Annotated in this window: 28 protein-coding genes; 23 read left to right on the top strand and 5 right to left on the bottom strand. The window is 39.0% G+C overall.

Annotation, left to right across the window (positions count from 1 at the left end; genetic code table 11):
* The first annotated feature begins 26 nt into the window (after positions 1–26).
* The 3 genes from J3U91_RS08170 to J3U91_RS08160 all read left to right on the top strand — a co-directional run bounded on the left by J3U91_RS08170 (position 27) and on the right by J3U91_RS08160 (position 4552).
* Positions 27–926: an alpha-L-arabinofuranosidase C-terminal domain-containing protein gene (locus J3U91_RS08170; protein ID WP_002819387.1), complete on the top strand. Its 900-nt coding sequence runs from the start codon at positions 27–29 to the stop codon at positions 924–926.
* A 110-nt stretch (positions 927–1036) separates the two neighbouring features.
* Entirely contained in the window at positions 1037–2248 is a 1212-nt protein-coding gene (locus tag J3U91_RS08165) for an MFS transporter (protein WP_002819386.1), read from the top strand.
* A 90-nt stretch (positions 2249–2338) separates the two neighbouring features.
* A complete protein-coding gene (locus J3U91_RS08160; RefSeq protein WP_002819385.1) occupies positions 2339–4552 on the top strand; it encodes a glycoside hydrolase family 3 C-terminal domain-containing protein in 2214 nt (737 codons plus the stop codon).
* 126 nt (positions 4553–4678) lie between these two features.
* On the opposite strand, the gene J3U91_RS08155 is transcribed toward J3U91_RS08160, so the two are convergent.
* On the bottom strand, positions 4679–5227 hold the full coding sequence (locus J3U91_RS08155) for an SOS response-associated peptidase (RefSeq protein ID WP_002819384.1): 549 nt from the start codon (positions 5225–5227) through the stop codon (positions 4679–4681).
* A gap of 190 nt (positions 5228–5417) precedes the next feature.
* On the opposite strand from J3U91_RS08155, the gene J3U91_RS08150 reads away from it, so the two are divergent.
* The 3 genes from J3U91_RS08150 to J3U91_RS08140 are packed head-to-tail and all read left to right on the top strand — an operon-like array spanning position 5418 to position 7346.
* The gene (locus J3U91_RS08150; RefSeq protein WP_002819382.1) at positions 5418–5885 is read left to right on the top strand and encodes a PH domain-containing protein; all 468 of its coding nucleotides are present in this window, start codon (positions 5418–5420) and stop codon (positions 5883–5885) included.
* A complete protein-coding gene (locus tag J3U91_RS08145; RefSeq protein ID WP_002819381.1) occupies positions 5878–6768 on the top strand; it encodes a PH domain-containing protein in 891 nt (296 codons plus the stop codon). Before J3U91_RS08150 ends, J3U91_RS08145 begins: the two co-directional genes overlap by 8 nt.
* Positions 6765–7346: a PH domain-containing protein gene (locus J3U91_RS08140; RefSeq protein WP_002819380.1), complete on the top strand. Its 582-nt coding sequence runs from the start codon at positions 6765–6767 to the stop codon at positions 7344–7346. Before J3U91_RS08145 ends, J3U91_RS08140 begins: the two co-directional genes overlap by 4 nt.
* Positions 7347–7354: 8 nt before the next feature.
* Here the strand turns inward: J3U91_RS08140 and J3U91_RS08135 are convergent, their stop codons facing one another.
* Positions 7355–8248 carry a LysR family transcriptional regulator gene (locus tag J3U91_RS08135; protein WP_002819379.1) on the bottom strand — a complete coding sequence of 298 codons (894 nt, stop codon included), beginning with the start codon at positions 8246–8248 and terminating at the stop codon, positions 7355–7357.
* 82 nt (positions 8249–8330) lie between these two features.
* Between J3U91_RS08135 and J3U91_RS08130 the strand changes: the two genes are divergently transcribed.
* The 11 genes from J3U91_RS08130 (at position 8331) to J3U91_RS08080 (ending at position 17620) form a co-directional block, all read left to right on the top strand.
* Positions 8331–9956: a malolactic enzyme gene (locus J3U91_RS08130; RefSeq protein WP_002819378.1), complete on the top strand. Its 1626-nt coding sequence runs from the start codon at positions 8331–8333 to the stop codon at positions 9954–9956.
* The gene (locus tag J3U91_RS08125; RefSeq protein WP_002819377.1) at positions 9956–10900 is read left to right on the top strand and encodes an AEC family transporter; all 945 of its coding nucleotides are present in this window, start codon (positions 9956–9958) and stop codon (positions 10898–10900) included. The genes J3U91_RS08130 and J3U91_RS08125 overlap by 1 nt, the downstream gene beginning before the upstream one ends.
* Before the next feature lie 77 nt (positions 10901–10977).
* The gene (locus J3U91_RS08120) at positions 10978–11451 is read left to right on the top strand and encodes an S-ribosylhomocysteine lyase (RefSeq protein ID WP_002817632.1); all 474 of its coding nucleotides are present in this window, start codon (positions 10978–10980) and stop codon (positions 11449–11451) included.
* Positions 11452–11550: 99 nt separating this feature from the next.
* Positions 11551–12372: a D-alanyl-D-alanine carboxypeptidase family protein gene (locus J3U91_RS08115; protein WP_002819376.1), complete on the top strand. Its 822-nt coding sequence runs from the start codon at positions 11551–11553 to the stop codon at positions 12370–12372.
* Between the two features lie 37 nt (positions 12373–12409).
* A complete protein-coding gene (locus J3U91_RS08110; protein ID WP_002819375.1) occupies positions 12410–13228 on the top strand; it encodes an SDR family NAD(P)-dependent oxidoreductase in 819 nt (272 codons plus the stop codon).
* 12 nt (positions 13229–13240) lie between these two features.
* Positions 13241–14644 (top strand): cysteine--tRNA ligase, encoded by a 1404-nt coding sequence (gene cysS, locus J3U91_RS08105; protein WP_002819374.1) that lies wholly within the window; start codon positions 13241–13243, stop codon positions 14642–14644.
* A complete protein-coding gene (locus J3U91_RS08100; RefSeq protein WP_002819373.1) occupies positions 14641–15030 on the top strand; it encodes an HAD family hydrolase in 390 nt (129 codons plus the stop codon). Before cysS ends, J3U91_RS08100 begins: the two co-directional genes overlap by 4 nt.
* The gene (locus tag J3U91_RS08095; RefSeq protein ID WP_002819371.1) at positions 15031–15498 is read left to right on the top strand and encodes an HAD family hydrolase; all 468 of its coding nucleotides are present in this window, start codon (positions 15031–15033) and stop codon (positions 15496–15498) included. It begins immediately after the preceding gene.
* Between the two features lie 67 nt (positions 15499–15565).
* On the top strand, positions 15566–16360 hold the full coding sequence (locus J3U91_RS08090; RefSeq protein WP_002819370.1) for an alpha/beta hydrolase: 795 nt from the start codon (positions 15566–15568) through the stop codon (positions 16358–16360).
* Between the two features lie 28 nt (positions 16361–16388).
* Positions 16389–16613, top strand: a complete 225-nt coding sequence (locus tag J3U91_RS08085; RefSeq protein ID WP_002819369.1) for a hypothetical protein — start codon at positions 16389–16391, stop codon at positions 16611–16613.
* 29 nt (positions 16614–16642) lie between these two features.
* Positions 16643–17620: a lipoate--protein ligase gene (locus tag J3U91_RS08080; RefSeq protein ID WP_002819368.1), complete on the top strand. Its 978-nt coding sequence runs from the start codon at positions 16643–16645 to the stop codon at positions 17618–17620.
* 14 nt (positions 17621–17634) lie between these two features.
* On the opposite strand, the gene msrB is transcribed toward J3U91_RS08080, so the two are convergent.
* Positions 17635–18060: a peptide-methionine (R)-S-oxide reductase MsrB gene (gene msrB, locus J3U91_RS08075; RefSeq protein WP_002817626.1), complete on the bottom strand. Its 426-nt coding sequence runs from the start codon at positions 18058–18060 to the stop codon at positions 17635–17637.
* Positions 18061–18112: 52 nt separating this feature from the next.
* On the opposite strand from msrB, the gene J3U91_RS08070 reads away from it, so the two are divergent.
* The 6 genes from J3U91_RS08070 to J3U91_RS08045 all read left to right on the top strand — a co-directional run bounded on the left by J3U91_RS08070 (position 18113) and on the right by J3U91_RS08045 (position 22469).
* Positions 18113–18964 (top strand): aldo/keto reductase, encoded by an 852-nt coding sequence (locus J3U91_RS08070; protein WP_002819367.1) that lies wholly within the window; start codon positions 18113–18115, stop codon positions 18962–18964.
* A gap of 1 nt (position 18965) precedes the next feature.
* Positions 18966–19910, top strand: a complete 945-nt coding sequence (locus tag J3U91_RS08065; protein WP_002819366.1) for an L-lactate dehydrogenase — start codon at positions 18966–18968, stop codon at positions 19908–19910.
* A gap of 24 nt (positions 19911–19934) precedes the next feature.
* Positions 19935–20735: a TatD family hydrolase gene (locus J3U91_RS08060; RefSeq protein WP_002819364.1), complete on the top strand. Its 801-nt coding sequence runs from the start codon at positions 19935–19937 to the stop codon at positions 20733–20735.
* Positions 20720–21274 carry a ribonuclease M5 gene (gene rnmV, locus J3U91_RS08055; RefSeq protein WP_002817622.1) on the top strand — a complete coding sequence of 185 codons (555 nt, stop codon included), beginning with the start codon at positions 20720–20722 and terminating at the stop codon, positions 21272–21274. The genes J3U91_RS08060 and rnmV overlap by 16 nt, the downstream gene beginning before the upstream one ends.
* The gene (gene rsmA, locus J3U91_RS08050; protein WP_002819363.1) at positions 21267–22145 is read left to right on the top strand and encodes a 16S rRNA (adenine(1518)-N(6)/adenine(1519)-N(6))-dimethyltransferase RsmA; all 879 of its coding nucleotides are present in this window, start codon (positions 21267–21269) and stop codon (positions 22143–22145) included. The genes rnmV and rsmA overlap by 8 nt, the downstream gene beginning before the upstream one ends.
* Positions 22146–22214: 69 nt before the next feature.
* Positions 22215–22469, top strand: coding sequence for a Veg family protein (locus J3U91_RS08045; RefSeq protein WP_002819362.1), 255 nt, complete (start codon positions 22215–22217; stop codon positions 22467–22469).
* Positions 22470–22494: 25 nt separating this feature from the next.
* On the opposite strand, the gene thrB is transcribed toward J3U91_RS08045, so the two are convergent.
* Both thrB and J3U91_RS08035 read right to left on the bottom strand, forming a co-directional pair.
* Entirely contained in the window at positions 22495–23385 is an 891-nt protein-coding gene (gene thrB / locus J3U91_RS08040) for a homoserine kinase (RefSeq protein WP_002819361.1), read from the bottom strand.
* Complete coding sequence (locus J3U91_RS08035; RefSeq protein WP_002819360.1) at positions 23378–24676, bottom strand: homoserine dehydrogenase; 1299 nt, start codon at positions 24674–24676, stop codon at positions 23378–23380. The genes thrB and J3U91_RS08035 overlap by 8 nt, the downstream gene beginning before the upstream one ends.
* Between the last annotated feature and the right edge of the window lie 17 nt (positions 24677–24693).

Here is a 24693-nt window from a genome sequence, read left to right as displayed (position 1 = left end):
ATGAGGTTTGGGGCGGTGGCGGATCAATGACACCGGAAATGTATGCCGACAAGTATCGGGAATATGCATCGGCGATGCCGACCTTCCAAAAAAGCATTTTTGATCAGAACCCAATCTATAAAATTGCAAGCGGCCCCGATGGCAATAAGCCGATAGAACGTGTTAAGTGGACAAAAGATTTCTTGAAGGCTTTTTCCTTTTATCGGCAACCGGGCATTAACGCTATGGATCTGCACTTTTATAACTGGAACATTGAACACGAATCCGATACGCCGACGGATTTTGGCGAAGATGACTGGTACCGAGTTATCAACGGGACTCGGGAGTTAGATCAGATTATCAATCAACAGGCTGATTTGATTAAAGAGGGTTTGCAAAATATACCTCAACCCGAATCATCGCTGGACCACAGACTTGATCGAATTGATTTGGTGGTTGGCGAATGGGGCAATTGGCATAGAACTGCTTTTACTGCCAAACCAGCATTAAAACAGCAGGTCACGATGCGGGATGCAATTTCAACGGCTCTCATGTTGGATATTTTGCAGAAAAATTCCGATAAAGTAACGATGGCTTGTGTTGCTCAAACAATTAACGTTTTAAACGCCCTGATATTGACTGAAGGCGACCAGACAATTCTGACGCCGAACTATGATGTTTTCATGATGTATAAGGCACATAGAGGCAATTCTGCTTTGAAAATTCAGACTAATCAGGATCAAAAAAACGTTTATACTTTTGCTTCGAAAAAAGATGGAGAAATTATTCTCGATGTTATTAACGCTAATTTAAACGATCAGGTCAAGCTGACAGTTGAATTAAACAGGGAAATTGAAAGTATTAGCAAAGATTTTCTGCAATCTGATCGTCCTACCGATTTTAATTCGTCCGATAATCCCGACTTGATTAGGATGCAGCAAACGTAAGTTAAAGATTTTAGTAAAGGAGAAATAACTTTAGAGCTGTCACCAGCTTCAGTCAATGTTTTTCATATAAAAACAATTGATTGAGAACTGCTCTTTAGAGGTATATAACCATGGACAAAAAAACAAATAATTTGGGTTTAAAGCTTGGCATCTTGGCAACTTCTTTGTTAATAAGCGACGCCACAGCAATTTCGGTTACCGTTGCACCGATGGAAGCAACTTTTTCAAATATCAGTGCGACAACCGTCGAATCCCTTGTAACGATTCCATCATTTTCAATGTTGTTGTTTATTTTGCTTAGCAATTTTGTTATTAGATTGATTGGAAAAAAGAAAACTGTTTTGTTGGGACTCTCTATGGCATTTATTGGAGGTGTTTTGCCTGCTTTTGTTACGAGCTTTCCAGCTATTATTTTTTGCCGATTTTTGTTGGGTGCCGGAGTTGGAACCTACAACACACTTGCCGTTGGCTTGATTAGCGACTTTTTTACCGGAGTCGAACAGAAAAAACTTTTAGGTTTTCAAACGACTACCTCGGCAATCGGGTCGGCCTTAACAACCTTTCTAGCCGGAATTTTAGTAAGTTATGATTGGCATTACGCATATTTGGTTTATGCTTTGTCGATTCCGATTTTGCTCGTTTTCTACCTTAATGTTCCTGAACCAAGCAAAAAAATTGCTAACGATAGTTCTGCCTTGAATGCCCAGGAAAAAAATAAAATAAAACTTAATTCAACTGTCATTTTATCGGTTGTTAGTATGTTCTTCATGTTTGTTTTTCTGATGAATATAGCCACGAAAACAAGTGAATTTCTCACCGAACAAAATATTAAAAATGCTGCTTTTCTTGGTACTGCATTAACAATTGGCGGCTTGTTAGGTGCTGTGAGTGGTTTCCTATATGGAAGAGTTTATGTCCATCTGAAAAATATAACTCCTATTTTTTCCAGCGCGGTTGTTGCTCTCGGCTTTGCCGGCGTCGCTTATAGTAGCGAAATGATTCTCTTTACGGTTGGAACTTCACTCGTATATATCGGTTACAGTATGCTTATATCTTATTTGTACGGAGTGATATTCGATAATGTTAACGCTGCATCGAAAAATATATCTGTATCATTAGCGATGGTTGCATGTAATTTAGAGGCCTTCTTTTCTCCGTATATCGTGTCGATTATATCGAATGCAATCGGCAACAGTAGCGCTAAAGAGGGCTTATCAATGTCCGTCTTGTTCTATGGTGTTTTAGCGGTTATCTTTGTTTTTCCGGTATTCAAAAAGGGTATCGGATCAAACACAACTAAAGCAATCGATGGAAATAATTAAATACTTGCTTTATTCGCCAATTTAGAAATTTGTTAAATTTTCTACTGATATTCAATTTAACAAAAATTTTCATTTTAAAAGGAGTCTAACTTGTCTAAGATTACTTCAATTATTTCAGGATTATCTTTAAAAGAAAAAGCCGATCTTGTTTCCGGCAAAGATTTTTGGTTTACCGCTCAAGTTTCCGGTTTAGATAGAATGATGGTTTCCGATGGACCGTCTGGACTGAGAAAACAGGCTGATGCTTCCAATGCTTTGGGCCTGAACAAAAGCGTCGTTGCAGTTAATTTTCCTTCTTCGTCTTTGACGGCTGCTTCCTTTGATCGTGCTCTGCTGCAGGAATTGGGCAGAAATCTTGGCCAGGCGGCCAAGGCTGAACGAGTCGGGATTTTATTAGGGCCCGGTATCAATCTAAAAAGAAGTCCTTTGGCCGGACGTAATTTTGAATACTTTTCTGAAGATCCTTATCTTACTGGTGAATTGGCCAGTTCCTATGTTCAAGGTGTTCAAGAAAGTGGTGTCGGCGTCAGCCTAAAACATTTTGCCGCTAACAATCGGGAGGACCAGCGTTTTACAGCTTCCTCCAATATTGATCAACGCAGTCTGCATGAATTATATCTTTCAGCTTTTGAAAAGGCTGTTAAAATGGCTCGACCGGCAACAATCATGTGCTCTTATAATGCGATTAACGGAACCCTCAATTCCCAAAACCAACGCTTGTTGACGCAAATTTTAAGAGAAGAATGGGGATTCAAAGGACTTGTGATGTCCGATTGGGGCGCTGTCAGTGATCATGTTGCGGCCTTAAAAGCTGGTTTGGATTTGGAAATGCCTGGCAAGGGAAACGAGTCGACTAGTGAGATTATCGAAGCCGTTAACAAAGGTCAACTGGATGAAAAAGTTTTGGAGCGGGCTGCCTCAAGAGTTATCCAAATGGTTGAAAAATGGCAGCCGGAAAATAAGACGGTTATCTCTTATGATCTGGAAAAACAGCATCGATTTGCTCGCCAGCTTGCCGGTGAAAGTATTGTTCTATTAAAAAACGAGCAACAGCTCTTACCGCTTAAATCTAATCAGTCTTTAGCTGTGATTGGACAATTAGCTGAAAAACCACGTTATCAGGGGTCCGGCAGTGCTCATGTCAATGCCTTTAATACCACTACTCCGCTAAAAGTTGTTCAGGATATTTTGCCGAAGACTGCTTATCAAGCGGGTTATCAAATAGACTCTGATCAAATCGATCAGCAGGCCGAACAAGCGGCAGTCGATCTGGCAAAGCAAGCCGATCAGGTAGTTGTTTTTTCCGGTTTTCCAAGTTCTTATGAATCGGAAGGTTTTGATAAGAAAACGATTAGTTTGCCTGATAATCAAAATCATTTAATCGAACGATTAGCTGCTGTTAATAAAAAAATAATCGTTGTTTTAGAGAACGGATCGGCTCTTGAAATGCCTTGGGTTGGACAGGTAGAAGCAATCGTCGAGACCTATTTGGCTGGCGAGGCCGTTGGCGAGGCTACGTGGGATATTCTATTTGGTCGTGTTAACCCGTCAGGCAAGTTGGCCGAAAGTTTTCCTATAAAATTGGCCGATAATCCGACTTATTTGACTTTTAACGCAGATCGGAAAAATGAGAATTATCATGAAGGTCTCTTCGTTGGTTACCGCTATTATGACAAGAAAAAACAGGAAGTCCTGTTTCCTTTTGGTCATGGACTGAGTTATACAACTTTCGAATATAGAAAACTGGAACTTTTAAAAAGCGATCATGAAGTAACTGTTAGTTTTGAAATTAAAAATACCGGTTCGGTTGCCGGCAAAGAAACAGCTCAGATATATCTTTCCAATCAGACTAGTGAAATCGAAAAACCGCTGAAGGAACTAAAAGGTTTTGCCAAAGTTTCTTTGAATCCGGGACAGACAAAACAAGTCGAAATTGTCTTGGATAAAAGATCTTTTAGCTGGTACAATCCTGAGACTGATAAATGGCAGGTTGACAATGGCTCTTACCAAATACAGTTGGCTGCCTCCAGTCGCGATATTCGTTTAACCAAGAATTTGCTTATCGATTGGTCGGAGAATAAAGTGCAGGCACTTAGCCCTGACAGTTATCTGAGTGATATTTTAAAGGAGCAGGCTTTTAAAGCACCTTTGAAAGAGAGCGGATTGGATAAATTGTTGGAACAACTGGCCGGCGATGAGAATAATCAAGCAATTTTGACCAATATGCCTCTGAGAGCTTTGATGATGATGGGCGTTTCCAATCATCAAATTCAACAATTTATTAAACTCGCCAATCAAAGTTAAAGAGTAGAGCACTCTAATTATTTTATATATTTTCATCTTCTATTAAAAATCTGTCGTTATTTGAAACGGCAGATTTTTTTAAATATTTAAAATCCATATCTTCTGTATTTTTTTAGGTTTATCCGATTAAATTTTTTTTGCTGTCAAAAGCGGCATTTGTTTTGCCAATAAATTTTTTGCGAAATTAGAATCATAAATCCAACGATTGATTTCTTCTTTCTTTAGAATCAAAGGCATTCGATTATGAATCGGAGCGACGGAAGCATTAGGCACAGTCGTAATCAAAATCGATTTTGCTTGGCCATCAAAAAAGTTATAAAAACCGGCAATATAGAGTGCACTCGGCTTTTCTTGATAGTTGAAATAGATTTTTTGTTTATCCTTGGTCCACTCAAAGAAACCACTTGTCGGATAAACGCAGCGATATTTGATAAAAGCATCGGCAAAGATTTCCTTATTCATAATCGTTTCTGCACGGGCATTGATGATTATTTGTTTTTCTTTAAAACCGGGAAAACCCCAAGGCATTTGAACGATTCTGACCTGTTTTTTGCCGGCAACAATCAGTGCCGTTTGATCTGTTGGAAAGATTTCTCCACTTTTTAGTTGATATCCATTATCAAGAGCCAATTGATAGATTCGTTGAATTTCTGGACTATCCGTTGGTTTAAACATAAAACGCCCACACATTTTACACCCCTTTTTTAGTCTAACAGCAAGCAAAACTTAGTGAAAAATTGATTGACTTTTGCTAAAACTCTTTCTTGCATGAATTTTAAAAACAATTTTATTTTTAAAACGTTTGACATATATTTCGAAGTAAGATATCTTATGTAAGAATATTTCATCACTTTGGAGAGACATAATGAATAAAATCGAACAATTGCCATCAAGAATCAAATTCATTTGGCTAATTCACGTTTTCGGGAATTTGCTTTTACTTGTCATCGGTATGGTATTGCTGGAATTTGCCATTCATTATTGGAAACTGGCCGATTGGTTGATCTATCCAGCCTTAGTTTTAGCTTTATTGATTATTTCTTTTGAACTGCTTTCAATTCCTTATCGTTATCGTTTTTGGCAATATAAAATTACCAATGATTCAGTTGAAATACAGTCCGGTTTTATTTTTCGTGACCGGGTGGCGATTCCAATTGCCCGGGTTCAAAACGTCACTTTATCAGCCGGCCCTGTACTTCAATGGCAAAAACCGGAGAAAGTGGTCGTTGCAACTGCCTCCAGTAGTCATAAGATTGACGGTTTAAAAGACGATACCGCAAGGCGGCTGCGTGATCAGATTATGCACTTGGCTTTGGAGGCCCGCGATGAATAAGATTATGAATAAAAATAGTCGTTTGCATCCATTGGCCTTTTTTGTTTTTTTATACAATAATTTGAAAAGATATCTTTTATTTATTATTTTTTTATTTTTTGAAATTATTGGGGACCGCCATTCAGGATTATTACTGTATGGATCATTAATTCTTCTACTGATTTTTTCTTTTATAGATGCCTTATTTAGATATATATTTTTTGCTTATCGATTTGACGAAAACAGTTTAACGATTGATTCTGGAGTTTTTGTCCGTCATCATGAACACATTCCGTTTAATAAGATCCAAACAATTCAGCATAAACAATGGTTTTTCTTGCAGCCTTTTGGTCTTGAATCGCTTTCAATCGAAACGGCCGGTCATAATGATGGAAAAGCCGAAGCGATTTTGCCGGTTATTCCTTTAAAAATTTCCAATTTTATTGAAAAACTAAATCAACAGTCTCGTCTGGAAGACGTTTCGTCGGAAGTTGTTCCCCAACAAGCCAAAAATAAAAAAATTGATAGCAACTATCAAATAAATTTTCATGATTTATCAAAATATGCCTTGACTTCATTCGGCATTATTCCAACCCTTTTGGGTTTTGTTGGATTCTTTTCTCAGGTTGATGATTATTTACCGCAAAGCATTAAGAAGCCGGTTGAATCGACAATTAACAGTTTGGTCGCACAGGAATTTTTAATTATCCTAATCCTGATCCTGCTTTTCAGTTTGCTTGCCTCCTATTTGACCACTGTCCAAAAGTATTATCACTTCACTTTGATTAAGAGTGAGCATAAGTTAACGACGATTCGTGGTTTTTTTCAAAGATATGTTGTTAGTTTGCCCTTAAAAAAATCCAAGCAGTTTTTGTCAAGCAAAGTATTTTACGTCAGTGGTTGAAATTAGCAACTGTTGAAACAATCGTTGCTTCGGATGCCGGTAAAAACGAGAAGGATGCCGGCGATCTGGTTATTCTTCCTGTTATTGAAAAACAACAGCTTTTTCAACAAGTTCAGAAATTTATTTCCTACTTTCCTAAACAAATGCCTAAATTAACCCACTTACCGACTTTTCAGAGTTGGTATTTTATCCGTAATGCTATTCTGGTTTGCTTGCTTCCGATCGTAGCCTTGATATATTTCTATCATTTTTGGGGTTGTTTTTCATTGCTGATTGTTCCTCTGGTTATCAGTCTTGGCTACTACAAAAGCCGCCATATGGCTTTTGTAATTATCCCCGGTGGGCGTTATTTATTTCAAAGCGGTCGTTTTTGGACTAATGAGCTCTATTTGATTCAGCAAAATAAAATACAATCTGTCAGTTATCGGCAAACTATTTGGATGGCTCGCAAACATTTAGTTCATTTATCTATCAGTATTCGTCACGCTAATTCTAATCATGAAGTTCAGATTCGCTATCTTCCAGAAAAGGAAGCTCGTCGGATTTATAATTGTTATTTGAATAAATCCAATACTTAATACTTCAATTATCTGTCCTGATCGAAGACGCTGTTGTTTCTTAATTCTTCGACTATCCTTTTAATTCCAGGGATTTGTAAATCTTTTTTATAAACAAAACTGATAATAAATTCCGGAACTTTTTCGTTGCTCAATTCCAGGGTTGCCAAATTATCCTGTTTTTCAACTGCTATCTCAGCGATAAAACCAATCCCGGTTTTTTCAGCAATCATTTTCTTTAAAATATTGATATCCGGTGTTTCGTAAATAATTTTCGGGTAAACATTGTAAGTTTCTTCCAATTTACGAAAAGCAATTGGGTGAACATTACCTTCTTTTAAGGAGACAAATTTCTCGTCGGCGAGATCTTCAAAAGAAACCTTTTTTTGTTTAGCTAAAGGATTATCTTTATTGACAACAATCGAATATTTTTTTCGATCGATTTCAATTGTTTCCAAACCTTCAATTTTTACCGGTTCAACCGAAGAAATAATTGCCAAATCCAGCCGGTGATTTTTTAAAGCCCCTAAAAGTAGGTTGGAGCCGGCTTCATTAGTCGCAACATTTTGAAAAAAGGGATTGCCGACAAAATGTTTGACTAATTTTGGTAAATAATAATTTCCAATAATTTGCGGCAAACCGAATTCAATTGTTGGTTGATTCATTCGGTCAATTTCTTCGTGGGCGGCAACCACTTCTTGAAGAATTTTTTTGGCGTGTTTTTCAAAAACTTTTCCAGCTTCCGTCAAAGAAATCCCGCCATGCGACCGATTGCGATTAATTAGAGTTTTTTTCATCTCGTTTTCTAAACGCTGAATGGCAAAGGAAATTGTCGGTTGACTGACATTGAAAAAAATAGCTGTTTTTGAAAAGGATTCAAGTTCGGATAACTTGTCGAAGTGTTCGATATCGGTGAATTTCATATAAGATAATTTTATCTCTTTTATAAGTTTTGACTATATTAATCCTAATGGAATATAATAGTCTGGTTCTTAAGGAGGAAATATGACAGATCCAGTAAGTATTTTAAATGATCCTTTTATTAACAAAGGAACTGCTTTTACGGAAGCGGAGAGAGAGGAGCTTGGTTTAAACGGTTTATTACCGGCCAAGGTTCAGGCTTTACAAGAGCAAGTTGATCAGACTTATGCTCAATTTCAAAGCAAGGTTTCAAATCTCGAAAAACGATTGTTTTTAATGGAAATATTCAATACGAATCACGTGTTGTTTTATAAGCTTTTTTCTCAACATGTTGTTGAATTTATGCCAATTGTTTATGACCCGACAATTGCTGATACAATTGAAAATTATTCGGAATTATTTGTTGAACCGCAAGGTGCCGCTTTTTTGGATATTAATCATCCGGAAAACATTCAATCGACTCTGAAAAATGCTGCTAATGGCCGCGATATCAAGCTGCTGGTCGTTTCTGATGGCGAAGGTATTCTTGGGATTGGAGACTGGGGTGTCCAGGGTGTTGATATTGCTGTCGGCAAACTGATGGTTTATACAGTTGCGGCCGGAATCGATCCATCAACAGTTCTTGCAGTTGTTATTGATGCTGGAACAAATAACGAAAAGCTTTTGAAAGATCCTATGTATTTGGGAAATAAATTTAATCGTGTTCGTGGCGATAAGTACTATGATTTTATCGACAAATTTGTTAATCATGCCGAATCGCTTTTTCCTAATTTATATTTGCATTGGGAAGATTTTGGCCGTTCGAATGCTTCTAATATCTTAAACAGCTATAAAGATAAAATTGCTACTTTTAATGATGATATTCAAGGAACTGGAATCGTCGTTCTTGCCGGCGTTCTTGGAGCGTTGAAGATTTCCGGTCAGAAATTAACTGATCAAACTTACATGAGCTTCGGTGCCGGAACTGCTGGAATGGGAATTGTTAAACAGTTGCATGAAGAAATGGTTGAACAGGGTCTTTCCGACGAAGAGGCTAAAAAGCATTTCTTCCTTGTTGACAAACAAGGCCTCTTGTTTGACGATGATCCGGATTTAACTCCAGAGCAAAAGCCTTTCGCTGCTAAACGAAGTGATTTCAAAAATGCTAATCAATTGACCAATCTCCAAGCAGCTGTTGAAGCTGTCCACCCGACCATTTTGGTCGGAACCTCGACACATCCAAATTCCTTTACTGAAGAAATTGTTAAAGATATGTCTGGTTATACTGAAAGACCAATCATTTTTCCAATTTCCAATCCAACAAAATTAGCCGAAGCAAAAGCCGAAGATGTTTTGAAATGGTCTAATGGAAAAGCCTTGATCGGTACTGGTGTTCCAGTTGACGATATTGAATATGAGGGCAACGCTTACCAAATCGGTCAGGCCAACAATGCCTTGATCTATCCAGGTCTTGGCTTTGGTGCCATTGCCGCTCAATCAAAGCTGCTTACGCCTGAAATGATTTCTGCTGCTGCCCATAGTCTTGGAGGAATCGTTGATACAACAAAAGTTGGTGCTGCTGTTTTGCCACCAGTTTCAAAATTAGCCGACTTTTCGCGTACAGTCGCTGTCGCTGTCGCTAAAAAAGCTGTTGAACAAGGTCTTAATCGCCAGCCGATTGATGATGTTGAAAAGGCCGTCGACGATTTGAAGTGGGAGCCGAAATACTAATGAATGCTTTTATTACGAGTGTTGAGAGTGTCGTAGAAATTATTCTAGTGATCGCTTTAGGTTATGTTTTAAGGAGATCGGGTAAATTAGCCGACTCTTTTAAAGGGAATATCTCGTATTTGATTATGAATATTGCCCTGCCGCTGTCGATTTTTGTTAGCGTGCTGACTTATTTGACCCGTGATAAATTAGTTAGTCTGTCTGGCGGTTTGGTTTTCGCTGCGGCTAGTTTTGCTGTCAGCTACGTGCTCGCTTATTTGATCACAAAAATTTTTAAAATTCGGGTTGGTCGTCGTGGAACATTTATCAATATGTTTGTTAACGCTAATACGATTTTTATCGGTTTACCGCTAAATTCGGCTTTGTTCGGTGCGAAGTCTATGCCTTATTTCTTAATTTATTATGTTATGAATACAATCTCGACGTGGGCAATTGGCATCTTCTTTTTTTCATCCGATGATCCAACGAGGGATAAGACGGAAAAACAAAGTTTTAATTGGAAAAAGTTATTACCAATGCCATTAGTTGGTTTCTTGATTTCGATTGTTGTTCTGCTTTTGGCAATCCCGATTCCCGGATGGGTTAGCACGACTTTTTCCATGGTTGGCGGAATTGTGACGCCTATGTCTCTGATATATATCGGAATTATTTTGGCTGATGCTGGATTGAAATCGATTCATTTCGATCGCGATTCGATTTTAGCCTTAATCGGCCGTTTCATCATTGTTCCGGCGGTTATGATTATAATTTTAAAATTGTTTGGCGGATCAATGCCAAAGCTTGAATCTTCAACGCTGATTATTCAAGCAGCTGCTCCTGGGCTGGCTGTTTTGCCGATCTTGGTTGGACAAAATCATGGTGACGTTGAATATGCAACAAATGTCGTTACGACTTCAACGGTGCTCTTCGTGATTGTTGTGCCGATCTTGATGCAGTTTGTCTAATGATAATTTACGATTGAAAGACTTACGCTCCGTAAGTCTTTTTTTCTTGTACAATTTTAATCAGGTAGGAGGAAAAAATGGCAGAAGTCGAAAGTTTTACATTGGATCACACAAAAGTTAAAGCACCATACGTGCGTTTGATTGAAGAACAGAAAGGACCAAAGGGTGGCACAATCGCCAATTATGATTTACGTTTGGCCCAGCCAAACCAAACTTCGATTGAAACAGGCGGTCTTCATACCCTGGAACATTTATTTGCTTCTTTGATGCGGGACCGGCTTGATGGAATTATTGATATTTCACCTTTTGGTTGCCGAACTGGTTTTCATATGATTAGTTGGTATACCTACGATACTGAAACAGTTGCAAAAGCATTGAAAGAGACCTTAACGGAAATTCGCGATAGTATTGAATTTTCGGATATTCCTGGTGTCTCTGAAAAAACTTGTGGTAATTTCAAGGACCATTCTTTGTGGAGCGCTAAAAACTGGGCAAAGGTTATTTTGGATGAAGGTATCAGCAGCGATCCTTTTGAAAGAAAAGTTGTTTGATTCAGTTAAAAATTTTTTCAAACGCAGTTTAAACGACTGTGTTTTTTTATAATTTATTATTAGAATTTTTAGATAAAACAAAGCAGACAGAAGGGGTTAATGATGAAACAATTGAAAGTTTTGGCAGCGTCGGCATTGGTTGCCGAACTTGATGGATCTGTTTTAGCGGAGAAGAATGCCCATCAGCGAGTGCCGATTGCTTCGGTTACGAAATTAATTATTATTTATCAACTTTATGCAGCTGTTGAAAGGCATCAGCTTAATTGGACCGATCAATTAACTACAACAAAAAGAATTGCTGAATTTACAAAGGGTGAAGTTGTTGCTGAAATAAAATTAACCGAAGGCGAAACTTATACGGTCAAGGATGCCCTTGATGCACTTTTGATTTTATCGGAAAATACTTTCGCCTTTGTTTTCGCAGAAAAACTTTTTAAAAACTTGACCAATTGGCATCGAAAAACGATTGCTCTTTTGGAATCCTGGGGTATTAATAACCCGATTATTCCCAATCCGGCTGGTCTTTCCAATCAAGATCTGGAAACTTATAAAGACCCCGAGATGACCGATTCTTACGAACCGCTTTTTTCGGCCAAAGAAGTCCTGATAATTACCGAAAAAATTGTCGATCGTTTTCCGGAAGTTTTGAAGATTGCCCAAGAATGGAAATTTAATTTTAAAAGTAATCGGCAAGAATATCCTTATTTAAACCGTTTTAAATTCCTAGCAATTACCAAGCACAAATGGATTGGTTTGAAAACAGGAACTTCACCCGATACGGAATCTTTTGTCGGAATTGTTCAATCTGATCAAAAACAATTTGTAACGGTATATCTTGCTGCCAAAATTGATTTTCTCGAGCCAAAGGGACGCAACTGCTATGTTGAATCAGAAAAAATGTTGTCTTCGGTACTCAAATAATAACTGATAATTTTATCTTTTTATTAAAGAATGCATTATGAAAAAAACAAAAACCGTCATTATCACCGGGGCTTCTTCCGGTATGGGCTTCGCTGCGGCAGAATTATTTTCTAAACACGGTTGGCAGGTTTTCGCTGGTGCTCGTCGACTTGAACGAATGAAAGAATTAAAAAAATTCGGTGTTGAAACTTTTTTTCTTGATCTTTCTAAGGATGACTCAATTGAAACTTTTTTTCGGCAGGTTCTACAAAAAAACGATGATATCGATGTTTTAATCAATAACGCCGGCTATGGAGAATATGGCAGTCTTGAGGATACTCCAATCGAACAGGCGCGTGCACAATTCCAAGTTAATGTTTTTGCCGCGATGCAGTTGACCCAGCTACTTTTGCCGTTTATGCGAAAAAAACATAAGGGCAGAATTATCAATATCTCCTCGATTGCTGGTTTTCTCTACACTCCTCTGGGAGGTTGGTATGACGCGACGAAACATGCTTTGGAAACTTTAACCGATACCCTGCGTCTGGAGACGGAAAACTTTGGTATTCAGGCGATTTTAATTGAACCAGGCGGAACCCGCTCTGAATGGCTGGAGACAGCTTTGAAAAATGCTCGAAAAAATACGCCAAAAAATTCGATTTATTATTCTTTGATCGACGCTTTTGATAAAATGTTTTCACCAATGTCATCGAAACGAAGCAGTCAGGATTTAGCAGAATTATTCTATCAAGCGGCAACTGTCGAACATCCGAAAGCTCGTTACGCCGATGGCTTTTCCAACCGAACAGTAATCTGGGCTTTCCGTCATTTGCCCTATAGTCTTACCGATATGGTTATTAAGAAATTGATGAAATAGTAAAATGAAGACATGCTGAAAGTTTTCAATACTGCTACTTTAAAAAAAGAAGAGTTTAAACCAATCGTTCCGGGGAAAATTACCATGTATGTTTGTGGTCCAACCGTTTATAATTACATTCACGTTGGAAATGCCCGTAGTTCGATTGCTTTCGACACGATTCGCCGCTACCTGCTCTATCGAGGCTATGATGTTAATTTTGTTTCTAATTTTACCGATGTCGACGACAAAATAATTAATCGTGCTCAAGAAGAGGGAGTTAGTGAAAACGCAATTGCATCGAAGTATATCAAAGCTTTTTATGAAGATACCAAACCGTTAAATATTATCCCAGCGACTACTCGCACGAGAGCAACCGAAGTAATTCCGGATATTATTGAATTTGTGAGTGACTTGATTGATAAAGGCTACGCATATGAATCTCAGGGGGGTGTTTATTTCCGAGTCAGAAAGGCTGGGAATTATGGTCTACTGGCTCATGAAAATTTGGAGGATTTAGAGGTTGGCGCCTCTGGTCGTTTGGATGATGGTGCGCTTGCTTTAAAAGAGGATCCTCTCGATTTCGCTCTTTGGAAGAACGAACCGCGTCAGGTTATTAAATGGGATTCTCCTTGGGGACAGGGCCGACCTGGCTGGCATATTGAATGCTCGGTTATGTCGACTAAATATCTGGGTTACACAATTGATATTCATGGCGGCGGTATTGACCTGGCTTTTCCACACCATACTGATGAAATGGCTCAATCCGAAGCACATACTGGCAAACAATTCGTGCATTATTGGCTTCACAATGGCTTTGTTAATGTTAACAACGAGAAAATGAGCAAATCGTTGGGAAATTTTACCACGGTTCACGAATTATTGAGTTCCTATGATGACCCGATGGCAATTCGTTTTTTGATGACTGCCACTCATTATCGTCGGCCGATTAATTACTCTTCTTCCGAATTAGAACGAGCACGGGTCGAATTAGACCGAATCCGAACTGCCTATCGCCGTTTGAAAAACGCCGATTTTAAAATCGGCGATGATCCACAAATTGATCAACTCGTTTCAAAACAGACCGCAGCTTTCGTTGAGGCAATGGACGATGATTTTAACGTTGCCAATGCTTTAGCTGCCATTTTCGAATTGGTCCGTTTGGCCAATTCTTATGTTGATTCCGGCGATGTGAAGGATAAAAGCGCTCAAGAAATTCTTAGACAAATTGCTGAATTAATCGGAGTTTTTGGAATCAGTGGTTTGGAAACAAAAAAAGAGTCCCTGCCAAAGAAAATTGAACTTCTGTTAAAAAAGCGTGAAACTGCTCGAATTAACAAAAATTGGCAGCAGTCTGATCAATTACGCGACGAAATTTTTTCACTCGGTTATAAAGTGAGCGACTCGTCAAATGGACAACAGGTAAGGAAAATATGACGAATACAAATCTGCGACTTTTTGCGGCTGATATGGATGGAACGCTGCTCGATAATGACAATGCCTTTAATCGGCGAAAGTTTGCCGAAGTTATTGGCATTTTACGGCGCCAGCAGAAAAAATTTGTGATTGCTACTGGCAATCAGACGATTCGCATTAATAAGATGTTTCTTCCTTTTGATTCGGATGGCCAGGTAATTTCCATGGTGGCTGAGAACGGCGCTTTTATTCAAAATGGTCAAAATTTGTTGCATCAATCAATTATTGATCCGATCAAAACCAAACGGATTTACGATCTTTTGCCAACTTTGAATCCTCGACCGACTTTAGTGGTTTTTGCCGGAAAGGATGCCGCTTTTGCTCCTACTTGGCAGGAATCGGTTTAGGTGGAAGGCACACGAATTTTTTTTGCTGGAACAATTGATGATTTTTATCCTAATTGGGTTCCGATCAAAACTTTTGCAGAAATCAACGTTCCAATTGATAAGATTTCGCTTTCTTGGACCAATGACAGCGGTCAGGGTTTTCTTGATTTGCTGAACAGCGATCCGATCCTTTCCGGTTTAAGAAGCCCAATTTCGGGTTTTGGAGCAATCGATATTGTAAATAAAAATGCCGATAAGGCTTCCGGGTTACAGTTGTTGGCCAAAGAACTGCAAATTAAACCCGAAGAGATGGCTGCTTTCGGCGATGGGCTGAATGATTTGGAAATGTTGCAATATGTTGGTCATCCATATATTATGCCAAATTCGCAAGACGAATTGAAAAGCTATTTTAATCAAGACCAATACACAGTTTCCGACAATAATCACGACGGTGTTTTGGATACAATTTTAAAACTGCTTGATGATTAGACTGCTTTGAGTTGTATGAGCTTTTCGTTTAACATAAATTTCCAGATAGAAAAAGAGGAAAAAACCAATGGCTTTTTTACAAATAAATTATCATTCGCATGTGTTGGGCAAGGCCACGATGATGAATGTTATTCTTCCTGAATTGGATACTAATAATAATAATAATAAAAGAAGGGACATCCCCGTTTTATATTTGCTCCACGGTATGGGTGATGATTTATTTTCCTGGCAGCGCGAGACTAATATCGAACGTTTGCTCATGAAAAACAATTTGGCGGTTGTGATGCCAGATACTGGTCTTGGTTGGTACACGAATACGGATTATGGCCTAAACTATTTCGATGCTTTAACGGCTGAATTATTTCAAAAAGTCGCTTTCATGTTTCCGGAAATTTCCCAAAAACGCGAAAAGCATTTCGTTGCCGGTCTTTCAATGGGCGGTTATGGTGCTTTTAAACTGGCAATGTCGACTGATTATTTTTCTTATGCCGCTTCGTTATCCGGTGCTTTGATGCATGATTTTAATTTTCCACAAATGTTTGAAATGGCTCCAAAAAAATATTGGCAGGGTGTTTTTGGCGACTTGGACAAAGTTGTCGGTTCGAAAAACGATTTATTTGCTTTGGCAAAAAAACAGTCCGAAGGGAAAGCAGAATTACCAAAATTGTTTGCTTGGATTGGATTAGAAGATTCACTTTATCCGGCTAATCAATTTGCAATTCCAACTTTTAGAAAATTTGGATATGAGGTTAATTATCAAACATCGCATGGTCGCCATGAATGGTATTACTGGAACAAACAGATTGAAAAGGTGTTAGAATGGCTTCCGATTGATTATATTAAAGAAGAACGTCTATCATAAAAATCGAAAAAAGGAGGTATTGCGAATTATGAACGAATATGGGATTTTTGATAAAAAAGATTTATTGGATGGATCTTCCGTTGAAAAATTGATTGTTTCCGGTGAGACTGCCAACCATATGGAATTGCAGGATCTTCCGACTAATGAGAACTACGACGAACTTTTTGACGAATATGATGAAATTACGGTCCAACCGGATGGCAAAATTATCGATGTCTACAAGGGCGAGAAACCTAGTTACGATTGCGCATGAATTTTTGAATCTGTTTTCTAGGAGAAAACATGAAATATATAAGTTATGAAAATACTGATGCTTTTTATAATGTTGCGATGGAACATTATTTGCTTGAAGAATATCCTTTGACCGAACCGGTCTTTTTCTTTTCTCAATATGGCAATGCTGTAATTGTCGGCAAAAATCAAAATACTTTCGCCGAAGTTAATCAGGCATTTGCAAAAGAAAACGGCATTCAAGTAGCGCGTCGAGAAACCGGTGGCGGCGCCGTTTATGACGATTTAGGCAATATTAGTTTTTCTTTTGTTCTTCCAGTTAGCGATCCGGCCAAAGTTAATTTCAAAAAATTTGTTCAGCCAATGGTCGACGCTTTAAATAAGCTTGGAGTTCCGGTTGTCACCGATGGCCGAAATGATTTGATTATCAATGGAAAAAAAGTTTCCGGGAGTGCCCAACGTTATGCCAATGGACGCTTATTGCATCATGGAACCTTATTGTTTGATATCAATATGGAAGTTATGAGCCGGGTTTTGACGCCGGCTAAAGATAAATTTATTTCAAAAGCAGCCAAATCTGTGAAAAGTCGAGTTGGTTTGATAAAATCTTCACTTCCTGAGGGATTTACGATTCTAGATTTCAAAAATCAGTTGACAAAAGAACTTTCCAATGGCGACGACGAATTAAAATTAGAAGAGCATGATTTAAAACGTGTCCAGGAATTGCGTGATAATAAATTTTCTACTTGGAATTGGAACTGGGGCAGGACGCCCAAATTCGAATTTAACAATTGGCAGCGTTTTGCCGGTGGAAGTGTTGAAATACATGCCAACGTTTCTCAAGGAAAAATTACTGTAATCAAAATTCAGGGAGACTTTTTGGGAATCAGTGATATCACTGATTTAGAAAAACTTCTGCAAGGAGTTCTCTTTACGAAAGATGCAGTTAAAGGGGTTCTACAAAAAACAAATCTTAGAAATTATTTTGGAGACAAAATATCGCTTGAAGATCTTGAGAGCCTATTTTAAAACTGCGAAATAAATTATTTGAATAAACTTAGATATTCGCCGTAACCAGCTTTTTTCAGCTCTTTAACCGGGATGAATTTCAAAGCAGCGGAATTGATGCAATATCTCAGACCGCCTTTATCATCGGGACCGTCGTCGAAAACGTGGCCTAAATGGCTGCCGGAATCTTTACTGCGCACTTCGGTTCTTGTCATTCCCAAAGATTGATCGATTTTTTTTACGATACTTGGGTTTTCGATTGGTTTTGTAAAACTTGGCCATCCACAACCGGCATCGTATTTATCTTTGCTGGAAAATAGCGGTGTACCATCAACAACGTCGACGTAAATCCCTTCTTCGTAAAAGTCATCATATTTACCGGTGAAAGCACGTTCGGTAGCTCCCTTTTGAGTAACTTCGTATTGTTCTTTACTTAAATGTGATAAGTCTTTATCTGCCATAACCTAATTTTCCCATATTCAAGTGGGATAATTATATTCATAGGAGGAACTTATGTCAATTCTAACAGATACATATACTCTGAATAACGGAACAAAAATTCCCAAGGTCGCTTTTGGAACTTGGCAAACGCCTGACGGGGATGTCGCTTATCAAGCGGTTTCTTCGGCTTTAAAATTTGGATATCGTCATATCGATACCGCTAAAATTTATGGCAATGAAAAGTCGGTTGGCAGAGCCATTGCCGATTCAGATGTTAAAAGAGAAGATTTATGGGTAACAACTAAACTGCCTTCCCAAGATAAGACTCGTGATCTTGTTTTGGCTGATTTCGAGAGTTCTCTTTCTCGTCTCGGGCTTGATTACGTTGATCTATATTTGATTCACGCTCCATGGCCATGGGGAGAAGCGGGTAGCAAGCACTTTGATGAGGAAAACGCTGAAGCTTGGAAAACTCTTGAAGAATTGCAAAAGTCCGGACGTGTTAAATCGATCGGAATTTCCAATTTTGATGTTCACGATATGGAGAATATCCTGAAAATTGCCGAAATTAAACCGGTTGTCAATCAGATCCAATATTATATTGGTTTCACCGAACCAAAAATTTCCAAATTTGCCGCAGAGCACGATATTCGTATCGAGGCATATTCGCCATTAGCGACTGGCGACATTCTGAATTCTGAAGCAATTCGCAAAATTGCTGGCAGGTATAACGTCAGTGTTGCCCAACTGGCCTTGCGTTTTACACTTCAAAACGGAACCGTTACTCTCCCGAAAGCTATTAGTGAGAGACATATTCAAGAGAATACCCAACTCGATTTCACAATTAATGATGATGATATGAGAACCTTAAATTCCATGCCGGATGCTGCGCCAGCTCATTTCCACAATTCTACTCAGGGTTAAAATGACGAGAAAAATTGGAATTTTAGGTTGTGGGCATGTTGGTTCAACGATTGCTCACCAAATCATTATTGAAGGGATCACCGATACGTTAGTATTGATCGATCCGGACCGAGACAAATTATCAGCCGATCTATTGGACTTCCAAGATGCTCAAGTTAATTTGAGTTATCATACTAAGCTGATCGCTAACGATTATTCGGCTTTATCCGATGCCGATGTTGTCATCAGTGCCTTTGGTAATATTACCAAAGCTTGGGAAACGCCTACTGATCGTTTCGCTGAGTTTCCTTATACGAAAAAGTATGTTGAAGAAGCCGCCCCACGTCTAAAAGCAAGTGCTTTTAAGGGTGTCCTGATTGTTGTCTCCAATCCTTGTGATGTAATTACTTCGATTTTTCAAAAAATAACAGAACTACCGAAGGATCAAGTTATCGGCACTGGAACTCTGCTTGATTCATCGAGAATGAAGAGGGCAACAGCGGCTGCTTTGAAAATAGATCCCCGCAGCGTGATTGGCTATAGTTTGGGCGAACACGGAAATTCGCAATTTGTTGCCTGGTCGACGGTTCGTGTTTTGGGGAAACCGATTAAAAAAATTTTAAAAGAGGGAGCCTATCCAAATGCTGATTTGGAAAGAATCGATCATGATTCGAAGATGGGTGGCCATATTGTTTTCTTTGGCAAGCATTACACCAATTACGGTATTTCAGCCGCGGCGCTTCGTTTGCTGAAAGCTGTTTTGAACGATGCCCATGAGGAATTACCGGTTTCAAATTATTATCAGCCGCTTGACACTTATCTTGGCTATCCGGCTATCATTGGTCGCAAGGGAATCATTGAGCAGCTTCAATTGGATCTGAGTGTAGACGAGCGGACAAAGTTGAAACAATCGGCTGATTTTATTAAGGATAAAACCAAAGAGGCTCTAAAAAAGAACACTGAATAAGTGTTTTTCTTTTATACTGGAAACATGGCAATTTACGATCCAACTAAAACTCCCGGGGATGTTTACGATACCCATACTCATTTAAACGACGATGCTTTGTATCATGATGTTGCCGCTTATGTTGGACGAGCACGCGAATTCCGCGTGATGGAAATGAATGTAGTCGGCTATGATCCAAAAGGGAACCAGCGGGCGATCCAAATTGCTCACGATTTTTCTGATAAAGGGATTCGTGCGATTGTTGGTTTCCAACCGGAAGATACGAATAAATTCGATCAGTCGGCTGAAGAAGTTTTGCGTAAACAATTATCTGATCCAGTTGTAATTGGTGTTGGTGAAACAGGACTTGATTGGCATTGGAAAGGTTTTGACCGAGATGCTCAGATTAATTCTTTTGAAAGGCATCTTGATTTAGCGGCCGAGTTTGATTTACCAACGACTATTCATATGCGTGATTCTTTTGAGGACCTTTATCGAATTCTAAAAGAGCGTCGGCTTAGCAAATTTGAAATGCATTCTTTTGCCGGTGGACCCGAACAGGCGGAAAAATTAGTCGATCTTGGTGCCTATATTAGTTTTTCCGGGATGGTCACTTTTAAAAACGCTAAAGAAATTCATGAAGCGGCAAAGGTGGTTCCACTTGATCGGATCCTGGTTGAGACCGATGCTCCTTATTTAGCACCGGTTCCAAATCGTGGAAAAACCAACGAACCGGCCTGGGCTAAATTCGTCGTCGATGGTTTGGCAAAGGTCCTTGAAATCGGCCGAAACCAATTGGCAAAAATAACAGTAGAAAACGCGCATCGCTTATGGCCCAAGAATTGAAAAAAACGATTTTTATTGTTGAAGGAAAGAATGATACAGCTCGTCTGCGACTTGCTTTTGGAGATTCGATCGAAACAATTGAAACCGGTGGTTCCAAAATCAGGTCCGCTGTTTTGGACCTGATAGAGCAAAGTGCTAGGGATCACGAATTGATTTTATTAACCGATCCCGATTTCCAAGGAGAGAGAATCAGGAAGATAGTTCTTGAAAGGGTCCCCAACATCAAGCAGCTTTTTTTGAATAAAATCGATGGTAAGCCCAATCACAAGGGCTCATTGGGGGTCGAACACGCTGATCCGAAACTTTTAAAAAAACTGCTTGGCAAGTATGTCAAAGAATTTTCTCCAACTTTAGAGATTCAACGTTCCGATTTGGTTGATTTTGGTTTGATTGATGGTGCTGGTTCAGCTGTTTTGAGAAAAAAGATATCGGATCAATTACACTTGGGAAATACAAATGGCAAACAATTTCTTAAGCGGCTACAAATGTTTGGCATCACTAAAAAAGAATTGAAAGAAGCGATTAAAAACCTTGAATGATATTCCAGCAATTGGCAGTCCGATCAGAACGCGGGCGATTTTAAATGAGTACGATTTGCATGCCAGCAAACGTCTTGGACAAAACTTTCTAATTGATTTAAATGTGTTGCAAGAAATTGTTCAGGGAGCAGCGATCGGGCCGGACGACACGGTTATCGAAATTGGTCCCGGAATCGGTTCTCTGACTGAACAATTGGCAAAAGCGGCCAAGCAAGTAGTCGCTTATGAAATCGACAAAAAACTAATCCCGATATTATCGGAAACTTTGCGACCTTATAAAAACGTTAAAATTGTCAACCGAGATATTTTAAAAGCTGATTTCTCGATTTTTGCGAAAAATCAGTCTTTGAAAATCGTTGCCAATTTGCCTTACTATATTACGACACCGATTCTTTTTTATTTACTTAATAGTTCGCTGAATTTTAAGTCAGTTACCGTGATGATGCAAAAAGAAGTTGCGGCTCGCCTGCAGGCCGGTGTTGGAAGCAAGGATTATGGGGAGCTGAGTTTAGCAATTCAGTATCGTGTTAATGTCGAAATAATTCTTCCCGTAACTCGAAAATCTTTCATGCCGTCACCGAATGTCGATTCAGCTGTTGTTCAATTAACTCCAAAAGAAAATTTTCAGTCTTTTCCACATGAGGAGGCCCTTTTTAAAATTATTAAAGCTTCTTTCGCTCATCGTAGAAAATCACTTGTTAATAATTTGCTTTATTATTTTGGAAAAAACGATGAAAATCGAACAAAAATCGAACGTTCGATTTCCGAGACTGGTTTCGATTTAAATATTCGAGGAGAACGTTTAACTTTGGAAAATTACGAACAATTAGTTAATAATTTGTCTGAAAATATGATTTTTTCTAAAGAATGAACTGTTAAACCTTGTAAAAAATCGTGATATCTGCTAAAATTAGATAGTCTCATAATACGAGGAGGTAGTATGCCAGAAGCATTACAGAATATTAAAGATAATTTAGATGAAAAAATCGGCAGTCCAATTACAGTGATTGCCCAGGCTGGTCGAAAGAAGACGACTACTCGTAAAGGTGTCCTGATTGAGACTTATCCGTCCCTATTCATTGTTGAGCTTGACAAGGCGGAAGGGACCTTCGAACGTGTTTCCTATAGTTATACTGATATCCTAACAAAAAATATTGATGTTAATTTTAGGCAGCAACAAGTCAAAACCGCCTAAGTTCTCCTTAAAAGGAGTTTTTTTATTATTCGGAAATATTTGCACCGCTTAAATTAAATTCTAATAATTTGATTTTGCAACCTCTCAGTTTTTCCGTTTTATTCAACTGATCAAGCAGAAAATCTGCTTGATCTTTTTTTGCAATTATCATGACGGTTGTCCCAGCACCGGACAGATAACTGCCAAAGATTCCCACTGAATGGCAAAGATTCCTAACCGTTTTTAATTCGGGAACCAACTTTATTCGATAGACTTCATGAAATTGGTCGGACTCCAAGAGCCTGGCTACATTATCCCAGTCGTGTTTAAAGAGGGCTGCCAGTAAAAGACTGCTTTCGGCATTATTTCTGACGGCTTTTCTTCTGTCCAAACTAGTCGGCAGAACTTCACGCGATTCGCTGGTTGCTAATTCGCGATCCGGTATTACTGCGATTGGCAAATAATCATCAGGTGTATCAATCTGATAAGTTAAAAAGTTTCCTTTCTTTTGTGGATCAGGCCCACCAACCACAATGCCGCCAAAAATTGCTGGTGAAACGTTGTCCGGATGGCCCTCTATTTTTACTGCGCGATCAAGAATTTGTTGCTTGATTAGATTAATTGATTCGGACAGTTCGTTTCCCAACATTAAACCAGCGATGATTGCCGAAGACGATGAGCCTAAGCCGCGAGCCAGTGGTATTTCACTCTCAACAAAAATTTCGTGTGGCTGAATGCTGGCATCGACGGTTAGAGCTGATAAAACTATCATATTTTTTTCATCAGTGGGAACCCTTTTATCAAAAGGATGATGGACTATCCACTGATCGCTTTGCTTGGAAATTCTGACCTTTAAATACAAGTTGACTGCGAGGCCGAGCGAATCAAAACCCGGGCCCATATTGGCGCTGGTTGCCGGAACTATTATTTCAGGCATTGGTAACCTCTTTTTGCTCGATTAGGAGCTTGAATTCATGAATTATCTCAACACCCCGAGCCTTTCTGATTGTTGTTTTAACCGGATTCAATTGGGCATCCGAGGCTGGATAGGTAATGATCACAACACGGGTATTGTCGCCAACCGGATCGTATTGACGAATATTGCGAAAATTGATATCGCTCATTAGGAAGAAAGCCGATAGCTTGTGCATCACTCCTGGACGATTAGCGACGTTGAAAACGATATAGCGACTGGCAATTCGATCTTTTGGTTTTGCCAGCGTCAAATCGGAAGAAAAATTCGTGTTGAAGCTTTCCGGTTGGTCGATCTTTTTAGTCAGCTCTATTAAATCAGCGGCAACTGAGTTGGCTGTTGGGAATTCGCCGGCACCGGGTCCATAGAACATCAGACCACCTGAATATCGTCCGTTAACGAAAACGGCATTATTTTCATTTTGAACCGAAGCTAACGGGTGCCCTTTAGGGACAAGCGTCGGAGCAACTGATAGTTCCAATTTGTTGGAAATAACTGTCGCACTGGCTAAAAGTTTTATTTCATAACCAAGATCAGTAACATCCTGCAAATCAGCTTGAGTAATCGTACGAATTCCACCCATTTGAATATCTCGTTGATTGATTTGTTTTCCAAAGGCAAAATCAGCTAAAATTTGCAGCTTATAAGCAGCATCGATTCCGTCGACGTCGTTGCTTGGATCTGCTTCGGCAAAACCTTTTTCTTGAGCTGTTTTTAGGGCAGCCGCATAAGAAATTTTGTTCTGGCGCATTTGTGAAAGAATAAAATTGGAAGTTCCGTTAACGATGCCGTTGATTTGTTCGATTTCATCAGAAGCTAAGCTATTGGAAAGAGATCTTAAAATCGGGATCCCACCGGCAACAGCTGCTTCATAAAAAAGACCGACATGCTTTTCTTTGGCAAGTCGACTTAATTTTCGTCCTTCGCTGGCGATTAAATCTTTATTAGCTGTGATAACGTGTTTGCCGGTTTGAAGCGATTCTTCAATTATATTCTTAGCCACTGTCTTGCCGCCGATAAGTTCGATTACGATATCAATAGCCGGATCTTCGATAATTTTAGCCGGATCATCGGAAATATTTAATCCATCGAATTCAGGAGCGCGTTTCTTTTGGAGATCGTGAACTACTACTTGAGAAAGCTCAAAATTAACGTTGAATCTATTTTGATAGTTGATTTTTTCTTTTTTTAGGATTTTTATCAACCCACTGGCGACTGTTCCCAAACCGAAAATTCCAATTCGATAGTTTTTCATGAACAAATGTTAACACG

Origin of the sequence: Oenococcus oeni (genome assembly GCF_020510245.1) — a bacterium.
Taxonomy (GTDB): domain Bacteria; phylum Bacillota; class Bacilli; order Lactobacillales; family Lactobacillaceae; genus Oenococcus; species Oenococcus oeni.
Note: the sequence above shows the minus strand (reverse complement) of the source record. Positions and strands in the feature narration are given on the sequence as shown.

What these genes read in the sequence shown, in the direction of transcription:
- J3U91_RS08070 (WP_002819367.1), top strand. Translation starts at nt 18,113, where the DNA reads ATGTCAATTCTAACAGATACATATACTCTGAATAACGGAACAAAAATT.
- J3U91_RS08150 (WP_002819382.1), top strand. Translation starts at nt 5,418, where the DNA reads ATGAATAAAATCGAACAATTGCCATCAAGAATCAAATTCATTTGGCTA.
- J3U91_RS08130 (WP_002819378.1), top strand. Translation starts at nt 8,331, where the DNA reads ATGACAGATCCAGTAAGTATTTTAAATGATCCTTTTATTAACAAAGGA.
- J3U91_RS08090 (WP_002819370.1), top strand. Translation starts at nt 15,566, where the DNA reads ATGGCTTTTTTACAAATAAATTATCATTCGCATGTGTTGGGCAAGGCC.
- J3U91_RS08045 (WP_002819362.1), top strand. Translation starts at nt 22,215, where the DNA reads ATGCCAGAAGCATTACAGAATATTAAAGATAATTTAGATGAAAAAATC.
- msrB (WP_002817626.1), bottom strand. Translation starts at nt 18,060, where the DNA reads ATGGCAGATAAAGACTTATCACATTTAAGTAAAGAACAATACGAAGTT.
- J3U91_RS08100 (WP_002819373.1), top strand. Translation starts at nt 14,641, where the DNA reads ATGACGAATACAAATCTGCGACTTTTTGCGGCTGATATGGATGGAACG.
- J3U91_RS08065 (WP_002819366.1), top strand. Translation starts at nt 18,966, where the DNA reads ATGACGAGAAAAATTGGAATTTTAGGTTGTGGGCATGTTGGTTCAACG.
- J3U91_RS08035 (WP_002819360.1), bottom strand. Translation starts at nt 24,676, where the DNA reads ATGAAAAACTATCGAATTGGAATTTTCGGTTTGGGAACAGTCGCCAGT.
- J3U91_RS08170 (WP_002819387.1), top strand. Translation starts at nt 27, where the DNA reads ATGACACCGGAAATGTATGCCGACAAGTATCGGGAATATGCATCGGCG.
- J3U91_RS08145 (WP_002819381.1), top strand. Translation starts at nt 5,878, where the DNA reads ATGAATAAGATTATGAATAAAAATAGTCGTTTGCATCCATTGGCCTTT.
- rnmV (WP_002817622.1), top strand. Translation starts at nt 20,720, where the DNA reads ATGGCCCAAGAATTGAAAAAAACGATTTTTATTGTTGAAGGAAAGAAT.
- J3U91_RS08085 (WP_002819369.1), top strand. Translation starts at nt 16,389, where the DNA reads ATGAACGAATATGGGATTTTTGATAAAAAAGATTTATTGGATGGATCT.
- J3U91_RS08060 (WP_002819364.1), top strand. Translation starts at nt 19,935, where the DNA reads ATGGCAATTTACGATCCAACTAAAACTCCCGGGGATGTTTACGATACC.
- thrB (WP_002819361.1), bottom strand. Translation starts at nt 23,385, where the DNA reads ATGCCTGAAATAATAGTTCCGGCAACCAGCGCCAATATGGGCCCGGGT.
- J3U91_RS08080 (WP_002819368.1), top strand. Translation starts at nt 16,643, where the DNA reads ATGAAATATATAAGTTATGAAAATACTGATGCTTTTTATAATGTTGCG.
- J3U91_RS08110 (WP_002819375.1), top strand. Translation starts at nt 12,410, where the DNA reads ATGAAAAAAACAAAAACCGTCATTATCACCGGGGCTTCTTCCGGTATG.
- J3U91_RS08135 (WP_002819379.1), bottom strand. Translation starts at nt 8,248, where the DNA reads ATGAAATTCACCGATATCGAACACTTCGACAAGTTATCCGAACTTGAA.
- J3U91_RS08125 (WP_002819377.1), top strand. Translation starts at nt 9,956, where the DNA reads ATGAATGCTTTTATTACGAGTGTTGAGAGTGTCGTAGAAATTATTCTA.
- J3U91_RS08120 (WP_002817632.1), top strand. Translation starts at nt 10,978, where the DNA reads ATGGCAGAAGTCGAAAGTTTTACATTGGATCACACAAAAGTTAAAGCA.
- cysS (WP_002819374.1), top strand. Translation starts at nt 13,241, where the DNA reads ATGCTGAAAGTTTTCAATACTGCTACTTTAAAAAAAGAAGAGTTTAAA.
- J3U91_RS08165 (WP_002819386.1), top strand. Translation starts at nt 1,037, where the DNA reads ATGGACAAAAAAACAAATAATTTGGGTTTAAAGCTTGGCATCTTGGCA.
- J3U91_RS08115 (WP_002819376.1), top strand. Translation starts at nt 11,551, where the DNA reads ATGATGAAACAATTGAAAGTTTTGGCAGCGTCGGCATTGGTTGCCGAA.
- J3U91_RS08155 (WP_002819384.1), bottom strand. Translation starts at nt 5,227, where the DNA reads ATGTTTAAACCAACGGATAGTCCAGAAATTCAACGAATCTATCAATTG.